The sequence below is a fragment of the Vibrio astriarenae genome (genome assembly GCF_010587385.1).
GTDB classification, from domain to species: Bacteria; Pseudomonadota; Gammaproteobacteria; order Enterobacterales; family Vibrionaceae; genus Vibrio; species Vibrio astriarenae.
Map to the genome: position 1 here is coordinate 796,686 of NZ_CP047476.1, position 18,562 is coordinate 815,247.

The 18,562-nt window shown below is 44.0% G+C and carries 17 protein-coding genes; 7 read left to right on the forward strand and 10 right to left on the reverse strand.

Going from position 1 to position 18,562, the window contains the following annotated elements; genetic code table 11:
* Position 1: 1 nt before the first annotated feature.
* The 7 genes from GT360_RS17920 (at position 2) to GT360_RS17950 (ending at position 9,025) form a co-directional block, all read left to right on the forward strand.
* Positions 2 to 1,870, forward strand: a complete 1,869-nt coding sequence (locus GT360_RS17920; RefSeq protein WP_164650321.1) for a DUF294 nucleotidyltransferase-like domain-containing protein — start codon at positions 2 to 4, stop codon at positions 1,868 to 1,870.
* Positions 1,871 to 1,872: 2 nt separating this feature from the next.
* Entirely contained in the window at positions 1,873 to 2,583 is a 711-nt protein-coding gene (locus GT360_RS17925; protein WP_164650322.1) for an exonuclease domain-containing protein, read from the forward strand.
* 681 nt (positions 2,584 to 3,264) lie between these two features.
* The gene (locus GT360_RS17930; protein ID WP_164650323.1) at positions 3,265 to 5,034 is read left to right on the forward strand and encodes a sodium:solute symporter family protein; all 1,770 of its coding nucleotides are present in this window, start codon (positions 3,265 to 3,267) and stop codon (positions 5,032 to 5,034) included.
* Between the two features lie 170 nt (positions 5,035 to 5,204).
* Positions 5,205 to 6,389: an alginate lyase family protein gene (locus GT360_RS17935; protein ID WP_164650324.1), complete on the forward strand. Its 1,185-nt coding sequence runs from the start codon at positions 5,205 to 5,207 to the stop codon at positions 6,387 to 6,389.
* Between the two features lie 11 nt (positions 6,390 to 6,400).
* The gene (locus tag GT360_RS17940) at positions 6,401 to 7,075 is read left to right on the forward strand and encodes an oligogalacturonate-specific porin KdgM family protein (RefSeq protein WP_164650325.1); all 675 of its coding nucleotides are present in this window, start codon (positions 6,401 to 6,403) and stop codon (positions 7,073 to 7,075) included.
* A gap of 373 nt (positions 7,076 to 7,448) precedes the next feature.
* Positions 7,449 to 8,375, forward strand: coding sequence for a 2-dehydro-3-deoxygluconokinase (gene kdgK / locus GT360_RS17945; protein WP_164650326.1), 927 nt, complete (start codon positions 7,449 to 7,451; stop codon positions 8,373 to 8,375).
* 26 nt (positions 8,376 to 8,401) lie between these two features.
* Complete coding sequence (locus GT360_RS17950) at positions 8,402 to 9,025, forward strand: bifunctional 4-hydroxy-2-oxoglutarate aldolase/2-dehydro-3-deoxy-phosphogluconate aldolase (protein ID WP_164650327.1); 624 nt, start codon at positions 8,402 to 8,404, stop codon at positions 9,023 to 9,025.
* A 74-nt stretch (positions 9,026 to 9,099) separates the two neighbouring features.
* On the opposite strand, the gene GT360_RS17955 is transcribed toward GT360_RS17950, so the two are convergent.
* The 10 genes from GT360_RS17955 to pduM form a co-directional block, all read right to left on the reverse strand.
* Positions 9,100 to 10,209 carry an acyltransferase family protein gene (locus GT360_RS17955; protein WP_164650328.1) on the reverse strand — a complete coding sequence of 370 codons (1,110 nt, stop codon included), beginning with the start codon at positions 10,207 to 10,209 and terminating at the stop codon, positions 9,100 to 9,102.
* A 144-nt stretch (positions 10,210 to 10,353) separates the two neighbouring features.
* The gene (locus tag GT360_RS17960; protein ID WP_164650329.1) at positions 10,354 to 10,902 is read right to left on the reverse strand and encodes a BMC domain-containing protein; all 549 of its coding nucleotides are present in this window, start codon (positions 10,900 to 10,902) and stop codon (positions 10,354 to 10,356) included.
* A gap of 24 nt (positions 10,903 to 10,926) precedes the next feature.
* Positions 10,927 to 12,249, reverse strand: a complete 1,323-nt coding sequence (locus tag GT360_RS17965) for an SLBB domain-containing protein (protein WP_164650330.1) — start codon at positions 12,247 to 12,249, stop codon at positions 10,927 to 10,929.
* Positions 12,250 to 12,324: 75 nt separating this feature from the next.
* Positions 12,325 to 13,476 carry an iron-containing alcohol dehydrogenase gene (locus GT360_RS17970; protein WP_164650331.1) on the reverse strand — a complete coding sequence of 384 codons (1,152 nt, stop codon included), beginning with the start codon at positions 13,474 to 13,476 and terminating at the stop codon, positions 12,325 to 12,327.
* A gap of 50 nt (positions 13,477 to 13,526) precedes the next feature.
* Positions 13,527 to 14,735 (reverse strand): acetate/propionate family kinase, encoded by a 1,209-nt coding sequence (locus GT360_RS17975; RefSeq protein WP_164650332.1) that lies wholly within the window; start codon positions 14,733 to 14,735, stop codon positions 13,527 to 13,529.
* Between the two features lie 71 nt (positions 14,736 to 14,806).
* Positions 14,807 to 15,181: a BMC domain-containing protein gene (locus GT360_RS17980; RefSeq protein ID WP_164650333.1), complete on the reverse strand. Its 375-nt coding sequence runs from the start codon at positions 15,179 to 15,181 to the stop codon at positions 14,807 to 14,809.
* Between the two features lie 22 nt (positions 15,182 to 15,203).
* On the reverse strand, positions 15,204 to 16,313 hold the full coding sequence (locus tag GT360_RS17985) for an iron-containing alcohol dehydrogenase (RefSeq protein WP_164650334.1): 1,110 nt from the start codon (positions 16,311 to 16,313) through the stop codon (positions 15,204 to 15,206).
* 9 nt (positions 16,314 to 16,322) lie between these two features.
* Positions 16,323 to 17,720 carry an aldehyde dehydrogenase family protein gene (locus GT360_RS17990; RefSeq protein ID WP_164650335.1) on the reverse strand — a complete coding sequence of 466 codons (1,398 nt, stop codon included), beginning with the start codon at positions 17,718 to 17,720 and terminating at the stop codon, positions 16,323 to 16,325.
* Positions 17,721 to 17,820: 100 nt separating this feature from the next.
* Positions 17,821 to 18,090, reverse strand: coding sequence for a EutN/CcmL family microcompartment protein (locus GT360_RS17995; RefSeq protein WP_164650336.1), 270 nt, complete (start codon positions 18,088 to 18,090; stop codon positions 17,821 to 17,823).
* A 1-nt stretch (position 18,091) separates the two neighbouring features.
* Positions 18,092 to 18,559: a PduM family microcompartment protein gene (gene pduM / locus GT360_RS18000; RefSeq protein ID WP_164650337.1), complete on the reverse strand. Its 468-nt coding sequence runs from the start codon at positions 18,557 to 18,559 to the stop codon at positions 18,092 to 18,094.
* Between the last annotated feature and the right edge of the window lie 3 nt (positions 18,560 to 18,562).

The following is an 18,562-nucleotide window of genomic DNA, read 5'->3' on the forward strand; positions in this document are numbered from 1 at the left end:
TATGGGTTCTTCTATCACCCCCAATATTCGCGACTTTCTCACCAGGCTAGATCCATTTGATAAGCTCCCTTTGTCACTAGTCGAATCCCTATCAAACTCCGTGGTTGTAAAATACCTAGCTAAGGATGAAGTCATCACATTCAGTGCTTTATGTACAAAACGTTATCTATATATTGTTAGAACGGGAGCCATTGAGCAGCGCAGTCGTAATGGTTCACTTCGGGCCCGCTTAGGCATAGATGACCAATTTGGTTTTACCTTTTTAGCTCCGCTAGAAAAAGCGGAAGATGGGTACGAAGCACAAGCCATCGAAGATTCTCTTCTGTATTTAGTCCCTCACCATGAACTCACTAGGATCTGTCAGCAACACCCAGAGTTTGCCGACTACTTCGCTTCTCAAGCAACCAGACGTTTATCCACAGCAGTAAAGCATGCTGTACGAAAAGAAGATAAAGGACTATTCTTTCGTCAAATCAGTGAGATAGCAAGTAAGAACATTGCAATTGTCGATCACACCGATTCCATAAAGTCTGTTGCCAAAATAATGTGTGGAGATCAAAGAAGCTCTTGTGCTGTTGTCATGCAAGAAGAGGATATTGTTGGAATGGTAACAGATCGGGATATGACGAGAAGTGTTGTGGCGGAAGAAATATCGACTGAACTTCCTATATCCTGTGTCATGAACACTAAACCTATTCTGGTCAATAGTGAAGATAAGGTGATACAAGCTATCTCGCTAATGCTCCAATATAATGTTCGTTGTTTACCAGTTGTCAAAGAGGGTAAAGTATCAGGCCTTCTTACCACGACCCATCTTGTACATAACCACAAAACACAATCGCTATTTCTGATAGAAAAAATTAAGTATGCCGACTCCATTGACGCCCTATCAGCCCTGAGAGAAGAAAAACAGACGATATTCCAAGCGCTCGTTGAAAGCGGAATTAGCGCTGAAATCCAAGGGCAAGTGATGTCTATGATTATGGATGCTTTTACGCGCAGAATTATTCAACTCACAGAAAAGTCACTCGGTGCTCCTCCTTGTGACTATGCATGGTTAGTTGCTGGCTCACACGCTCGCAATGAAGTCCACATGCTATCGGATCAAGATAGTGCCATTGTGCTTTCTGATGATGCGAAAGACGAAGACTATCACTACTTTAACTACCTTGCGATGAGAGTTTGTAATGGACTTGCTGCCTGCGGCTATCCCCTCTGCGACGGAAAGTATATGGCGGCAAATAAAAAGTGGTGCCAACCAATATCTCGCTGGAAAGAGTACTACCACAAGTGGGTATTGAGTCCTGAATACAACAAATTGCTGAGCGTCAGTGTATTCCTAGAAGTTCGAGCTATCTATGGTAACGCGGACTTGATTGACACTGTTCAAGCACATATGCATCAATGCATCCAAAAGAATCCTCGTTTCATTCCAGCACTCACTCGAGACGCTATAGAGACTCAACCACCACTTGGTATCTTTAATAGTCTTGTCTTAGAAAAGGGGGGAAAGAACAGCAATACTCTCAATATCAAAAAGTACGCGCTCAATCTAATCATTGATCTTGCACGTATTTTCAGTCTGGCAGCAGGAGGCTCATTAACTGGAACGGAAGAGCGTTTTCGTTATGCTGCTGAGCATGGCACGATGTCATTAGACACATGTGAAAACATCATTGGCGCATTTCGCTTTATCACTCATGTTCGTTTTCGCCACCAGCTTAATGCCATTTTGAATGGCAAAACACCAGATAATCACATTGCGCCTGACCAATTCAGCAGTTTTGAGCGCAAACACCTCAAGGAAGCATTTAAAATCATTAGCGAGCTACAGGACGTAGCCAAACTTCGTTTTGTAAAAGGCAGTTAATCATGTTCAATCGTTGGTTTGGAAAGTCCTCTACACAGTGTCAAGAGGCGTTAAGACAATCTATCGCACCCAACTCGTCATACAGTTCTGCGTTAGATAGCTATCTACGCCACCCACAACCCTCCCTTTCTGAAGACCTAATTAGCCAACAATTTGTCGCACTAGACTTCGAAATGACCGGGCTTGAAGCTAAGCGTGACAAAATACTCTCTATCGGCCTCGTCCACTTAAATTGCTATGAAATCAATCTATGCAGTAGCCATGAAATTTATCTCGACCACGGAGACTATGTTAAAAAAGAAAGTGCCGAGATAAATGAAATTGTTCCACAACAATTACTCAATGCTACTGCACCCACTGCAGCACTTGACGAACTGCTAACGCATTTAGAAGGTAAAATCGTTGTCGCCCATAGTGCATGTATTGAGCGTAGCTTTCTCAATGCGCAAGTCAAAGCGACCTATGGATTAGAGCGCCTCCCTTGCCATTTTGTTGACACTCTACAGCTGGAAAAAAAATACAGCTATGCTGGACTGTCCAAGATTCATCAAAGCTATCAACTCAACGACCTTCGTCGTCACTATAATTTACCTGACTACTACGCTCACTCAGCGGCCAGTGATGCTCTAGCTTGTGCCGAGCTGTTTATCGTGCAACTTAGCAAGTTAAAACTGAAGTTTGAGAGCAAAATATCTGACGTCATCATCAGCTAACTGTAAATCTAACTTTGAGCCATGCAACTCACATTGCATGGCTTTTCTATACTTGCATATCAACACTTCGTGCCATCGCTCTCATATGACTTGCAAACGGTCCAGATTCACAGAAATGAGAAGTCGATATCAAAGTTACCAGTAACGTTATATCGATGTAGAATCTAACAGGCGTTTGAGAAGTCTAAATACCGCCCACCCGCAACGCAATTAAGTAATACAATAACCTCAGAGATAAATAGACAGCCCTTTTGAAACAACAACTTAAGCACATAATACCAGTCCAATCTAAGTTAAAATGTATTATATGAGTAATATTCGACCTTCTCGCCGATACGTTTTCTTTTGAGCCACACCACAAAAGTCGACATCAGTCATAAAAATATAAAACACCCTTTCATAAAACTGCGAATGTGATTTTGATCTTATATTTTTGTCTTTGTTCCGACTAAATTACTCATCAAGCAAATGTGAGCAAAAAGCATCCACTAGAGAACGCTGCTCAGCTGGCAATATTTATTGGGAAGTCTATTTACCGACAAATATCAGCCATCATCAATATTGGTTGCCCACAGAGTTATAAGTTCACAGGAAGTTGTAATGTTCAGCGAGAAGGTTGCTGTCATTCAACTGAATAATTTCAAATTACAAAATGCTGTCAAAGTATCAAAGGAGTTCAGGATGAATATCGATATGCTCGTGGTGGGCGTTTACTTTATCTTTATGATCGCAATTGGTGTGATCTTCAAACGATTTTCTGGTAGCAGTACCAGTGACTATTTCCGAGGTGGAGGCAAGATGTTGTGGTGGATGGTAGGTGCAACGGCCTTCATGACCCAGTTCAGTGCATGGACCTTTACAGGCGCTGCAGGTAAAGCCTTCACCGATGGCTTCCCTATCATGGTTGTCTTTATGGCCAATGCTTTTGGCTTCCTAATATCATGGGTATTTTTTTCGTACCGCTTCCGTCAAATGCGTGTCGTCACTCCAATTGAGGGTGTCAAACGCCGGTTCGGCGCCACAAACGAACAGGTGTTTACATGGGCGACTATGCCAACAAGTATTGTCTACACCGGGATTTGGTTGAATGGCCTTGCGCTGTTTGTGAGTGCCGTATTCAAAGTAGACATCGAAACAACGATTGTTGTCACAGGTCTAATTGTCCTTTTCATTTCCATTATTGGGGGCGCTTGGGGAGTGGTAGCTTCGGACTTTGTCCAGATGGTAGTGATCATGGCTGTGACCGTCGTGTGTGCAGTCGTGGCATTATTTAAAATTGGCGGACCGAGCAACCTAATTGAACAATTCCCTGCCGAATCAATCATGGGTTCTAATATGAACTACCCTTTGCTGTTCGTTGCGTGGTTCATCTTCATGTTTGTTAAACAGCTGCAAAATATTAACAACATGCAGGACTCTTACCGTTTCTTAACAGCAAAAGATTCGACCAATGCGCGAAAGGCCGCACTACTCGCTTTCGTACTCATGCTGATTGGCCCTGTAATCTGGTTCCTACCACCATGGGTTACAGCCGTCATGTACCCAGAAGCCGCAACCGTGCACAGTGCTGAGCTTGGCAAAAAAGCAGCCGATGCTGTTTACCTTGTTTTTGTTGAGAAAGCCATGCCGGTTGGTATGGTTGGGTTACTCATGTCTGCAGTCTTTGCGGCGACAATGTCTTCCATGGACTCTGGGCTGAATAGAAACTCCGGCATTTTTGTCCGCAACTTCTACGCGCCTATCATTGATAAAAAGGCTGATGACAAAAAGCTTTTGCGTGTAAGCCAAATCGTGACCGGATGTTTTGGTATTTTGATTATCTTAGTCGCTCTATTCATTAATTCGCTCAGAGGCCTGAGTCTTTTTGATGCGATGATGTATGTCAGTACGCTGCTTCAAATGCCTATTCTCGTACCTCTATTCTTTGGTGTCTTCATCAAGAAAACACCGGACTGGGCTGCATGGGCAACACTGCTTGTTGGTGTATTTGTCTCTTACATGGTGAGCTTTGTAATTACGGCAGATGTAATCGCAAACTGGCTAAACCTAGACACCCCTTTCACTGGGCGTGAAGCGAGTGATCTTAAAGTACTACTCGGTATCGTTGGTCATCTCTTTATTACTGGTGGTTTCTTCTGCCTAACAACCAAATTCTACAAAGAGCCTGCTAAAGCTCGAAGTGAAGAGTTACAAGCATTTTGGACAGATGTCGATACACCAGTGGTTGAAGAGCCTGGACAAGATGAATATGACCGCCAACAACGCTTAATGCTTGGAAAGCTAATTCTGGTATTTGGCGTGCTCGTCACTCTAATGGTCCTTATACCAAACCCAATGCTTGGCCGTTTAGCCTTTGTCTTCTGTGGAGCCGTCATTGTGACTGTTGGTGGCCTGTTGCTTAAGAGTGCCAAAGAGAACGAAACCTTCAATACCACCATGTCTGCTGGATGATGTTTTGATTCTTAAACACCAAAAATGTTGAGTTAATTCAAATTCACTAGAGCAAAGCCAGTTCTCCAACGCTATTCGCACATGCTGATAGTGCTGGTTTTGCTCGGCCTTAAAAAACACAAACAAGCTAAATACTTTAAATTCGCTGTTAATTTACTGAAGGAAATACAATGAGAATAACAAAGGTTTGTACTGCTATTTCTTTAGCCTTGCTGATTTCTACAAGTGCTCATGCAACGATTGATTTTATCTCTTACGACAAAGACGCACTCTCTTTCAATAAATCGGAGATCAGCAGTAAACAAGGGGCTTATGATGCTTTAATTAAAAAAGCAGATAAAGCGCTTAAAGCTGAGATTGATCCTGTCACAAACAAAACACTGCTACCTGCTAGTGGTGATATTCATGACTACTTTAGCTTTGGCCCCTACTGGTGGCCAAACCCTGATACTGAAGATGGTCTTCCATATGTGCGCCGTGATGGTGAGTACAATATGGCAACTAAAACAAAGGCAACGGACAAGCAACGCTTCATTCGCTTCGCCAATGACGTAAAAGATCTCGGTCTTGCCTACTACTTTAGCGACAACCAAGACTACGCAGATAAAGCTATCGCTCAGCTTGATGCCTGGTTTGTTAACCCTAAAACTCGCATGAACCCGAACCTTAATCATGCTCAAGCCATCCCTGGAGCTGTTGATGGTCGTGGTATTGGCATCATAGAAAGCCGCCTACTCATTCCTGTGTTGGACAGCGTCAATATTCTCAAAGAAAAAATGACAAGCGAGCAATATGACGCTGTCGTTGGTTGGGTCGATGAGTTTAATCACTGGATGCTAACCAGCCAAAATGGTTTTGAAGAAGACAACTGGCATAACAATCATGGTACGTGGTACGACGCACAAGTTGTCGCGTTTTCGCTGTTTGTTGGTAAACCAGAGATTGCCCAAAAGCGTCTTCAGATCACTCAGATGCGCCGAATTGGTAGTCAGTTCAATATCGAAGGTGCACAGCATGGCGAACTGGAACGAACGAGACCGTGGCACTACTCAAACTTTAATTTAGAAGCCTACAGCCTACTGGGCCATTTTGGCGAAAAAGTAGATGTGGATGTTTGGAATTATGAAGTCGACAAACATGCGCTATCTAACGGGTATCGCTTCGTTGCTAAATACGTCAACAGCCCAGAACAGTGGCAATACAACGACCTCAAAGGCTTCGATAGTTCGAAAGCCTACTCCAATATTCTTTATGCCAACCGTGCCTACGATGACGCTCAAATCAAGCAAGCACTGGCGACGTTGCAAAATGATGAATCCAACAAAAACAAAGTAGAAAACCTACTCTTTAAATAATGGTAATTAAGATGAAAAAACTAAACAAAAACCTTTTAACTGCTGCATTGGTCATGTGTGCCAGTGCTTCTGTTTCTGCTGCTTCTCTCGACTTCAGACAAGAATACAAACATGACAGCAAAACCTATGCAAGTAGGGTAAAAATTGGTGGTGGTGTAGGTAACTACTACTTCGGTGTTGAAGCCATGCAAGAAGGCAAGCCATTCTCAGAGTGGGAGTCTAAAGGCAATGAATTTGATTTTGGTTACAGACATAAAATTGATGACCATTGGTCAATTATCCCAGGTATGCCAATTACTTTCCTCAAGGGTCATGTAACTTACAAACCCCAAGTGCGTGTGCAATATAAGTTCGATTCTGGTCTAACCGCTAAACTACGCTACCGTCATGAATTTAGAGATTTTTCGGATGACCGTTCTAGTGAACAAAAGAGCAAAGTAACGGCAAACCTCGACTATAACTATAACTACTTCCAATTTGGCTTGGAGGGTAACTATGAGAAGGGGCTCGATGACCAGGTATTCTTTGACAACGGTGATTCAAACTGGGATGCCGTGTTTAAACTAGGCTACAAAGGTCAAGATTGGAGCTGGAGACCTTATGTTGAGTTTGCCAATGTTTCAGTATCAAGCAAAAGTAGTGACCGACAACTGAGAAGTCGTGTCGGTATCACGTACAGCTGGTAAACATACTTCTAATAATCAAAAGCTAAGACGCGTTTTGCGCTCTTAGCTTTTTTGTCTCATTACCCTATGTGCTGGATAGACAATGAGTTTAACTGCAAAACGCTATAGACATCCCATCAAACACAAATTAAAATGAAACGAGGTTTTATTAATTTCAATTAAAGCATTCGAATTAGATGACATTGCAGTGTGAGTGAAAGGGTTCTACTCAAAATGACTTATCTTGGTTAATGCGGTAAATGGAGGAGTAGCCTTCCCCCCTTTGGCTACTCCTTCATTTGCACCATTAAGGTAACTCAACAGCAATAGACAAAAAATCAGAATATTGCACACGTAATCTGAAACTTAAAGAGTGCAAACAAGAGTAAATACAATGATTCAATACAAAATTGCCGTGTTAGGCGAATGCATGGTTGAGCTGCAAAACCGCGATGGTGAGCTCAAGCAAACTTTTGGTGGTGATACCCTCAATTCGGCACTTTATCTTTCTCGACTTACCAAAGCACACGACATCAGTGTAAGTTATGTCACCGCGCTTGGTCGTGACCCATTCAGTATGGAGATGCTTCAAGCATGGCAGGAAGAGGGTATTGATACCGAGACTGTGCTCCAGATTACTGACAAAACACCGGGCATCTATTACATCGAGACTGATGACACCGGCGAGCGCAGCTTCCATTACTGGCGCAGCGATTCAGCGGCAAAGTTTGTTTTTGACCAGCCAGAATCGGATACGCTTATCTGCAAGCTTTTTGCTTATGACGCTATCTACATGAGTGGCATTACACTAGCTATTCTTACTGAGAATGGTCGTCAAAACCTCCTGTCTTTCCTCGACGCTTACAGAGCACAGGGAGGCAAAGTGATTTTCGATAATAACTACCGACCGAAACTTTGGAGCAACGCTGACGAAGCTCAATCTTGGTATCTAAAAGTCCTCAAGTACACCGATATCGCTTTGCTCACTTACGATGATGACCAACTTCTGTTCGGTGATACTCAACTTGAGCAATGTGTTGAGCGCACTTCAGCCTTGGGTGTTAAAGAGATCATCATTAAACGTGGTAGTGATGCGTGCTTAGTGGTCGAAGACAGCGAACAAAATTACGTTTCAGCCAACAAAATCACTAATGTTGTTGATACAACAGCGGCAGGTGATTCATTCAGCGCTGGTTTCATGGCTAAACGTTTCACTGGGGGCTCAGCCCAAGAGGCGGCATCAACTGGTCACCTCGTTGCCGGTACCGTGATCCAGCACAAAGGTGCGATTATCCCCCGCGATGTCATGCCAGAACTATAAGCCCATAATTTAGAGAGAAAATTTCAATGGCAACACTAAACGAACAACTTGCAAACCTTAAAGTTATTCCTGTTATTGCGATCAACAAAGTGGAACATGCAATTCCATTAGGTCGTGCTCTAGTTGAAAACGGCATGCCTTGCGCAGAAATCACGCTGCGTACTGAGTGTGCAATCGAAGCAATCCGTGCAATGCGTAAAGAGTTCCCAGAGATGCTGATTGGCTCAGGTACTGTTCTAACAAACGAGCAAGTTGACGCTTCAATCGATGCTGGTGTTGACTTCATTGTAAGTCCTGGGTTTAACCCACGTACAGTTCAGTACTGTCTAGATAAAGGCGTTGCGATCGTTCCTGGCGTAAACAACCCAAGCCTAGTTGAGCAAGCGATGGAAATGGGTCTTCGTACTCTTAAATTCTTCCCCGCAGAACCTTCTGGCGGCGTGCCTATGCTTAAAGCACTTACTGCAGTGTATCCAATAAACTTTATGCCTACAGGTGGCGTAAGCCTTAAAAATGTTGATGATTACTTGTCTATACCTTCAGTAGTGGCATGTGGTGGTACTTGGATGGTTCCGACCAACCTAATGGACGAGGGAAAATGGGATGAACTGGGCAAACTAGTGCGTGACGCCGTAACTCACGTAGCCTAACACTCCACTATCGATAATGCGTGGCCTACTCTGTTATCAGGCCACGTTTATTTTGGTGTATACGTCACTGTCTTTCAGTAGGTATTAACTAACCTCACTTTAACTCCTAGATCTTGCCCTACTTTCTCAATGTATTCATACGTATACTTAGATATCAATACACTCATTGCGAGAATGAGCAAAACTCCCATGTTATTCGCTAAAGTAGAGCCAAAATTCATATACTTCACATTATCTACCACCGGCATAAGTTCTATCAAAGTAAACTCATCCATTACTGTAAGAAATGCTCGAAAATATAGTAGTAAAACCCCATGAGTGAGGTAAACAGAGTACGACAGAACACCTAGGGTTTGCATCGAACTTTTCATTAGCAGGGATGAAAAAAAACCACTCTCAAACGCTAATAATAGTACGGCTAGCATAAACAAGACGGACACACCTATTGAGCGATACTCATATTTTGATTGAATCGCAATGACTATCGTGCTCAACAAAACCAACTCAAGAATTGTAGCCACTTTGTATGACAATCTGATTCGGCTCATTTTTTGATACACGCTGTAAAAAAACGCACCGCCAAAGAAGCAAGACAATCCCCTTAACACCTCACCTGGTACTGTTACTGATTTTGTGAACAAAAGATAGAAAGACAACAGAGATACAGCGATCCAAATAAAAACTCGCTTCATTCGGAAAGCAAAGATTGAGAAAAACAGCAATGCATACATGTAGAACTCGATACTGATGCTCCAAGATGAACCATTGAAGCTGACGCTATTGAAGTTCGAAGACCAGGATTGTATGAGTAAAAGATGAGGAGCTATTTCACTAACTGCATATTTCGCGGTGAATGGCTCAATACCAAAACTAATTCCCCAATTATTGACGGCAAACATATGAAAAAACTGGTAAAACACAACCAACATGAACATGGCAAAGTGCAGCGGATACAACCTAAAAAATCGCCCTTTCATAAAGCTAGCGAAACGAGAGGTACCTTTAACCGCAAAACGATGTGCTAGCACAAAGCCACTCAACACAAAGAAAAATTCGACAAACAGGAAGCTACCTCGGAAGAAATCAAGGCTGGTCACTGAATCTAGCCAGTCCATGTGAAAAACTACCACAGCTAATGCACATACACCCCGAAGTCCATCTAGAGCAAAAAATCTTTCTTTCATAAAGAGTTTGATAACGACAAAAAGTAATACAAAATGATATTTCAATTGAATGTATGGGTAAATCTCAATGCTAAAAAGTGTGGTTTAGCTCTAAGCGAGTTTTGATGACACTTGAGCTAATAACTTGGCTTTGTATAGAAATACTCATATCGCTGTTTCGACTATTTCACGGCTTGGGTTAGCAATAACACACTGATTCACTAAAACGCCCTTTTCTTTTACTCGCTCACACGCTAGTTCTATTGCAGACTGCACTGCTGACACGTCACCGCTCAGCGTAACGACGCCTTTGCCACCAATTGCCATCGCTAATTGGATATCCATCAACACCACATCACTTGCCTTGACTGCAGCATCGGCCGCTTCGATGACAGCAGCCATCGAGTAGGTCTCTATCACCCCAAAGGCGCCATGTTTTGTAACATCTGTTGTTCCAGATATGGCCGAGAATACATCGGAATGAATATTTGAGATAATCACATGGTCAATCACTTCGCCTCGCCCTGCAACAAGACCATGCTCCACTGATGCACTGACAGCACCGATGTCACCATTAACAACGATTACAAACTTTCCCGGACAAGTGGTGCGGTGAAAAAGTATTTTTACATTTGCAGATTTAACCATTGCATCCGCAACCTCGTACCCTCTTGCGATCGAACTCAGCTCTACACAGCCGATTGCGTTATCCATAAACACTCCCTTTTGATTCTATCCTTAACAAAGGCTCTCAATCACAACCTGATGGTCAACCTTTACCACCTTGCCACTGACACTCGCATGCATAGCGACACTCAAACTATCTGAACAAGCCTGCGCTACAACATCCCCCTTGTTAACATTTTGCCCAACGGAGACGATGGCCTGCGCGGCCCGACCTATATGTTGCTGTAGCGGAATCGCCACGTGTTTAGGCATGACGATATCGGCTTTATATTCGACCGTTCTGCCGTAGTAATCTAGCACCTCAAGTCGGCGCATCAGACGAGAAGTAGATACTCCACGATAGGGTTTGAGAGGATGAACCTCTTTGGTTTGAGCCTGTAATTGCTCTGCAGTACGGGACAACTTTTGCTCTGCAAGCCCGCGTTTGGCAAGACTGCAAACTCGCTGTGGATCAACACCTTCCGGACAAGACCACATGGTGCAAAGATTACATCCGCAGCACGCTTGCCCAGCAAGTGCATGCTCAGAGTCTGCGACCAAAGCCACTCTCATGGTTTTACGTGGATCTACGGGATAGCCCAGCAAAGCCCTCGGGCAAAGTGCACTGCATTGTCCACATTGATCGCAAGCAGAACGGGCCATTTTGATGACTTGGGCGTCGGTACGTTGCTTGATCTCAGCGACTCTACTGTCAGCTTTTAATACCAATAACCCGCTCGACATCTTCGTTAGCGGTTTATTGATGTCAGTCGTGACACTCCCCATCATCGGTCCGCCCTCAACAATCACGAAGTCATCACAAGTTACTCCACCCGCTATTGCTATTGCATCTGCATAGCTCATTCCTATCGGTAGCTTAGCGGTATAAGGCTGGGTAACTTCACCATGCACCGTCACCATGGTCTCTATCACAGGTTTATTAGTACTGGCCCAATAAACATTGATAATTGACTCAACATTGTTCACCACGACACCAATATCTTTCGGTAGCCCACCCGCTGGTATCCGCATACCAGTGGCACGATAGATGAGCTCTGCTTCATCTCCCGCAGGATAAGTATCTTCCATCTCTAATATCGAGATAGATTTTGGTAAGAGCGGTTTTAACGTCTCTATAGTTCGTCGATTTTTTTTCTTGATACCAATGATACCCTGGGTTGCGCCAATGTAGTCCATTGCTATTTCCATGCCCTTAATTAAGGCATCACTTTCATGCTGCATCAGCATTTGGTCTTTATTTAGCAACGGCTCACATTCCGCGCCATTCGCAATTAAAATATCGACGCTACAGTTGAGCTTCATGTAGACCGGAAATCCAGCACCACCAGCTCCGACAACACCAGCGTCTTGTAACTGTTGCAAAAAAGGGGTCATTGGTTCACTCCCGTTTCGTTGGCTTATAGACAGAAAGCCGATAAAACCGGCTTCCTGTTCTCTTAGTTTCAGAGACTACAGTGACTCTAAATACAGAGCCATTACGTCATCTTCTGTCATGGCAACAGGGTTACCGCCTGCACAAGGATCTGCCATAGCACTTGGTACCCACTGTTTAACATCCTGCTCAGTCACGCCGAATTGACCAAAACCTTCAGGGATACCTACTCTTTTGCTCAAGTCGCGAATCGCTTGTACAGCGGCTTTACTGGCTTGCTCATCATCCATGCTGCTGACATCACACCCTAAGGCAACCGCTAACTTAGCAAACTCTTTAACTCGATGAGGACGGTTAAACTCACAAACAATAGGGAGCAATATGGCATTACATACACCATGAGGAAGATCTTTATACGCGCCACCAGGGTGTGCCATCGCGTGCACCATACCCAACCCAGCACTATTAAAAGCCATACCCGCTAAAAACTGCCCAAGTGCCATCATTTCACGGGCCTCTACATTTGAACCATCCTCTACGGCCATAGGTAGATAGCTCGAAATCAGTCGCACAGATTCATATGCCGAATGGTTAGTGAGGGTATGTGCCCCAACAGATACGTAAGCTTCTACCGCATGAGTTAAAGCATCCATACCCGTTGCAGCCGTCACATCTGCAGGTAAACCAAGCATTATGCTAGGATCATTCACCGAAATATCAGGGATGATACTGGCATCGATAATCACACACTTCACTTTATTCTCTTCATCGGTGATCACCGCATTACTGGTGACTTCTGCTGCGGTTCCGGCAGTCGTGTTAATGGCGTATAACGGCACGCCTGTTTTTTTCACCATTCCAATACCGGTATACGCAGTGATCGGTTGAGGATTTGCAGACAAAATCTTCACCGCTTTCGCTGTATCTATGGCACTACCCCCACCAAAACCAATCAAGTAATTTGCACCTGACTTCACGTATAGGTCATATGCTCTATCGACGACAGCAACCGTAGGGTTTGGAATAGTGTCTGTGAAACAGGTATACGCCAGCCCATTTTGATCCAGTGCTTCACACAAGGGTGCCAACAATCCAAGTTTCTCTAGGGCTGCATCAGCAACAATCAACCCATGTCCGGATGTATCATCAGCAGCAATTCTTGCCACTAACTCAGTAATTGCATTTTCACCGGAAATATTAATTTTGGGGAACGCTAAGGTAAAAGCCATGACTGCCTCCATTTGTTTTCGTTTAGATATTAAAATTCATACAATGACGATTAATTAGAATTATTTGGTTCGCTTTGATGGGAAAGCACCCTAACGGTTTCTCTCGCAATCATTAACTCCTCATCAGTATTCACAATGAGTACTTTTATTTGAGAATCTGGTTGACTTAACACGCTATGATTCTGTTCATTACTTGCTTCACAATATCTAATTCCGAGATAACTAAGAGAGTCCAGAACTTGTTGACGAATATAGGCTGAGTTCTCACCGATTCCTCCCGTGAACACCAGTGTGTCCAATCCATCTAATACTGAGCAATAACGCCCTATGGTTTCTTTCACCTTGTTCGCAAACATCCGCAATGCAAGTGCTGCACGCTCATCTCCCTGTTCACTTGCTCTTTGAAGAACACGACAATCATCTGAAAGTTCAGATACCCCCAAAAGACCTGAAGCGTTGTTCATCATATTGGACACATCATTAATGCTCATAGGTGTATTCTGAGCCAGATAAAGTGGCAGTGAAGGATCAATGTCACCACACCGTGTGCCCATCATCAAGCCTGCCAATGGGGTGTAACCCATCGTTGTTGCAACAGATTTTCCATCTTCAATCGCGCAAATGCTGGCGCCAGATCCCAAATGACAAGAAATAATTCGTTTGCTTTCAATTGGAGAGCATTGCTTTTCGACGACACTATTCACATATTGATGGCTCGTGCCGTGAAAGCCAAACTTACGTATCCCGTACTCCTCATAGAGTGTGTATGGCAATGGATAAAGGTATTGCTCCTGCGGTAGTGTTTGGTGAAAGGCTGTATCAAAGACCGCAACTTGGGGTACGCCAGGCAATCGATCTTCAAAGGCTTCAATACACAGTAAATTGATCGGGTTATGAATCGGGGCGAGCTTGGATAAGGACAGAATCGAGTTTTTTACCTGTTCAGTGATCATCACTGGTTGGGAATACTCTTCACCCCCGTGTGCCACTCGATGACCCACACAGTATATTTCATCCACACTTTGAATGATTTTTTCCTCTTTCAAATACTGCATTAGAAAGTCGACCGCAGCAGAAAAATCCCAACCACCATTCACTTCAAATTTATGATTCTGCTTTGTGTTCACTTTGAATTTTGTTAATGCGGTTCGTTTACCTTCGAAAAGGCCAGACATAATGCAGCTTTCGTCAGGCATCAAAATGAGCTGAAACTTAAGCGATGAGCTTCCCGCATTTATAGATAGAACAAACTTGTTCATGATACTCCCTTGCGTTACTTTCTATTTTGGTTCGTTGCACTTACCTGTGCGTTTGTTTTTGTCAAAAGGCGTTAAGTTCTGGTTATTGGGCAAACAGCAAATTTCATTACATCCATCAGGACCTCTCTCACATACCCTAAGGCATACTCAACCGACGAGACGTCGCCCTTAAGCACAACCGAACCATTACCCGTATCGATCTGTTGAAGCAACACCGAACCCGATTTCGTAGCAAGGTCCGCAGCAATAATGGCCGCTTCACCGGGTGAAATTGTCATCAAGCCTATGGCATTACCTTCTGAACTGTAATTAAGACGGCTAACAACCTCAGTCCCTGGATTCGCAATAATGTGGATCAACGTGACTTCCTTTCCGGGCACATGCTCTTGGACAATGCGCTCTTGTGAGCTACCAGGCAGTTGAGTTTGTAAGCGGTTATCTAACATTTTTACCTCCTGACCGACTGCATTATATGGCCTGCAATATCTGTGAAATCTCATCAATGCTAGGCTTTACAGGATTGGTTTTTATCGTAATATCTCCTAGTGCTTGCTGAGCCATTACGTCAATTAAGTTATGATCATGTTTATGGTTAAGCTGCAACCTCGCACTCGTCGCTGAAATCCCCACAGATGCAATTAATGCTGCCGTTTCTTTAATTAACGCTTTAGCTCCAGTACGGCAATCCGTATGACGTGGAACAAAACCCAAACAGCGTGCAATGACAGCGTAAGTCTCTTCACTTCGCTTGCAGCGACAGTTGTACTCCATCACTTCAGTCAGTAATAGCGCGTTCGCTAGTCCATGAGGAATATGTAAAGATGCGCCCAATTGGTGTGCTATTGCATGAGTTAGGCCTAAACCAGCATGGTTAAACGCTAAGCCAGCAAGGCATGATGCGTTAAGCAGTTTTTGCCGTGCCTTCAGGTTATTACCGTCTTCATAGGCGGGCTTTAAGTACTTAAATACTAATGTAATCGCTTTTTCCGCCAAAGCATTGCTAAAGTCGTCACTGTCAACCGAAACCATTGCTTCAATAGCATGCGTTAACACATCTATCCCTGTATTGGCCGTCACTGTGGGAGGGACAGTAACCGTCTGCATCGGATCTAGAATTGCTACATCGGGTAGTAAAGCATCATCAACTAAAGGCACTTTGACTCGATGCTCACTGACCAATATCACACTGATTTGTGTTACTTCAGAACCCGTACCACTGGTGGTCGGTACAGCAATAAAGTGCGCCACTTCGATACCGTGTTCGCGAGCGCAAAAACGCACTGCTTTACTCAAATCTAGAGCAGATCCACCACCGTAAGCGATGAGAACATCTGGAGAAAAATTTGCTAATGCTTCCACCCCTTTAGCGACATCATCTGTACTTGGGTCTGGGGTCACATCACTATATAAATCAACCTGATTCTCTAAACTCAATTGATCAACTATGCGTTTTAATGCTTCGCTACCTGCAAGAAATTGGTCGCAAATAATGAGTATACGGCTTTGAACTATACTACTCAGTTCATCAATGCTCGCATTGCCACTGTAAATCGTGGTGGGTATCGAAAATTTACGCATAGCGACCTCTTATCGAATATTGAATGCTTCGCTGAGCACACAGCGACGAAGACGAGCAAACGAACGAGCAGACGTCGTGCCTTCTCCGGTAGGTGTAGCGATAGTAAAGGTGGTAAATCCTTCGTCTCCTGCACCAATTCCTGCATAAGACGGAGCATTTTTAACAAAAATACTGGTACGCATTGCGCGTGCGGCCCGGTTTAGATGGTCGATATTCTTAGAGTGCATGACAGCGGTATGTAAATTACCCCCTTCTACTTTAAGGGCAATTTGTAATGCTTGTTCAAAGTTTACCGCTGTCGCGACAGGAAGAAGTGGCATTAACTGCTCAACCATCATTAGCGGATCATTCGCTTCCACAGCAACAACGACAAGTTTGGGAGTTCCGTTAAACTGAACACCAGCAGCCTCCAAGATGGTGGAAGGGCTCTGCCCAACTAACGCTTTATTGGCCTCACTATTCTCTCCAATCGCTACCTGTCGTAGGCGATCAATGTCCGCTTTATCTTTCACCCAACACGCCCCATGACTAGCAAAGGCGTTTAACAATTGACTTGCGACTGACTCGACGACCACCACCGCTTTTTCAGCAATACACGGCAAATTGAAATCAAATGATGCACCACGAATAATATCTTGTGATGCTTTATTGATATCTGCGGTTTCATCGACAATCACTGGAGGGTTACCGGCCCCAGCTCCGATCACCTTTTTGCCAGTTTTCATTGCCATATTGACAATACCTGGACCGCCAGTTACCACCAAAAGCGGTACATCAGCATGAGTCATCATTGCTTTGGTAGCGTCAAAGCTAGGTTTTGCTACACTGACGACTAAGTTACGGATACCACAACAATCGTAAATCGCTTGCTCAACCTTATTGATCAACCAAGTTGACACCTCTTTAGCTCCAGGGTGAGCACTAAAAACGACCGCATTGCCCGCAGCGATCATTCCAATCGCATTATTAATAATGGTTTCTGTTGGATTGGTGCTCGGTGCAATGGCACCAATAACGCCATAAGGTGAATACTCAAACAGGGTCATGCCTCCATCACCCGTCATGGCTGTTGTCGCTAAATCCTCTGTTCCGGGAGTATTAAAAAGTGCGATGGTGTTTTTTTGAATTTTGTCAGCGACATTGCCCATTCCAGTTTCGCGCCATGCACGTTCAGCAAGCTCTGGAATGTCATCAGCAAGCACCTTACGAAGCGTACTAACAATTTTTTGGCGCACCGACATTGGCCCTGTGTTTAACTCACCAAATGCTTGTTTCGCAGCAGCGACAGCAGCATTGATATCTTCAAAGCGGGCACCGCAAATCGGATCTGATGACGTTTGTTTAGATGTCTGTGCGCTTTGCGCTAATATGTCTTTTACTAACAGGTCGATCTCTTGATTATTCATATCCCACTCAGTTTCCTTGTATTCATACCAATAAGGCCATCTATAACTCTCTGTGGACTTGATTAATTATGTTTAAGCAAGCAGTTATACTTTGGCGCTCTCAATCGCAATTTATGCTATCGACAATGCCTACAATCGCTTCATCGATGCCATCATTTGGTTCATTAAAATAGATTCGTGCCGAAGTGCCTTGAGAAACAATGACGGTATCCGTTACACCAGCACCTACTGCATCGACCACCACCTTTTGGAGACCAGAGACTACAGCCCCTTCTGTCGTTATGGGTTCAACCAACATTAATTTTTTACCCACAAGTGCGGGAATTTTCTGAGGAACGACGGTCGAACCAATCACTTTTGCTAAATACATATCACCTCCTTAGACATGCCAGCGACACTTGATGTTCTTGTAGGTGCTCATTGGCTAAATCAGTGAGTCGCACATCTTTTCTGGTTACTAACCAGCAGTTAGAGTACAGCGCGACATCACGATAATTGAGCCACGGCTTGTCGCACCAATAGACCTCCACTCCTTTATGGTCACGAATAGTCGTTGGTAGTAACCCTAGGCGGTCTGCACTGAGTAGTGGAATCAATTGCTGATGCACCACCAAAACAGTTTTGAGCCCGATGGACCATGCCTCAAGTACGGTATTCACTGCTTTATGTGTACTATCAAATTCACACAATGATTTTAGAAACGGCAGATCAGGTAATACGATCTGTATTTCTTCAACACCACATTGCGGCGCACGACTAATTACTCCAGACAGTCCGAGTTCTAGGTCACTGTGGTGCAGAGCGACAGCCCGTTGCTGTTGTGATAACGTTTTAGACATAGG

Coding starts and splice junctions, on each gene's coding strand:
- GT360_RS17920 (WP_164650321.1), top strand. CDS start 2: ATGGGTTCTTCTATCACCCCCAATATTCGCGACTTTCTCACCAGGCTA.
- GT360_RS17925 (WP_164650322.1), top strand. CDS start 1,873: ATGTTCAATCGTTGGTTTGGAAAGTCCTCTACACAGTGTCAAGAGGCG.
- GT360_RS17930 (WP_164650323.1), top strand. CDS start 3,265: ATGAATATCGATATGCTCGTGGTGGGCGTTTACTTTATCTTTATGATC.
- GT360_RS17935 (WP_164650324.1), top strand. CDS start 5,205: ATGAGAATAACAAAGGTTTGTACTGCTATTTCTTTAGCCTTGCTGATT.
- GT360_RS17940 (WP_164650325.1), top strand. CDS start 6,401: ATGAAAAAACTAAACAAAAACCTTTTAACTGCTGCATTGGTCATGTGT.
- kdgK (WP_164650326.1), top strand. CDS start 7,449: ATGATTCAATACAAAATTGCCGTGTTAGGCGAATGCATGGTTGAGCTG.
- GT360_RS17950 (WP_164650327.1), top strand. CDS start 8,402: ATGGCAACACTAAACGAACAACTTGCAAACCTTAAAGTTATTCCTGTT.
- GT360_RS17955 (WP_164650328.1), bottom strand. CDS start 10,209: ATGAAAGAAAGATTTTTTGCTCTAGATGGACTTCGGGGTGTATGTGCA.
- GT360_RS17960 (WP_164650329.1), bottom strand. CDS start 10,902: ATGGATAACGCAATCGGCTGTGTAGAGCTGAGTTCGATCGCAAGAGGG.
- GT360_RS17965 (WP_164650330.1), bottom strand. CDS start 12,249: ATGACCCCTTTTTTGCAACAGTTACAAGACGCTGGTGTTGTCGGAGCT.
- GT360_RS17970 (WP_164650331.1), bottom strand. CDS start 13,476: ATGGCTTTTACCTTAGCGTTCCCCAAAATTAATATTTCCGGTGAAAAT.
- GT360_RS17975 (WP_164650332.1), bottom strand. CDS start 14,735: ATGAACAAGTTTGTTCTATCTATAAATGCGGGAAGCTCATCGCTTAAG.
- GT360_RS17980 (WP_164650333.1), bottom strand. CDS start 15,181: ATGTTAGATAACCGCTTACAAACTCAACTGCCTGGTAGCTCACAAGAG.
- GT360_RS17985 (WP_164650334.1), bottom strand. CDS start 16,313: ATGCGTAAATTTTCGATACCCACCACGATTTACAGTGGCAATGCGAGC.
- GT360_RS17990 (WP_164650335.1), bottom strand. CDS start 17,720: ATGAATAATCAAGAGATCGACCTGTTAGTAAAAGACATATTAGCGCAA.
- GT360_RS17995 (WP_164650336.1), bottom strand. CDS start 18,090: ATGTATTTAGCAAAAGTGATTGGTTCGACCGTCGTTCCTCAGAAAATT.
- pduM (WP_164650337.1), bottom strand. CDS start 18,559: ATGTCTAAAACGTTATCACAACAGCAACGGGCTGTCGCTCTGCACCAC.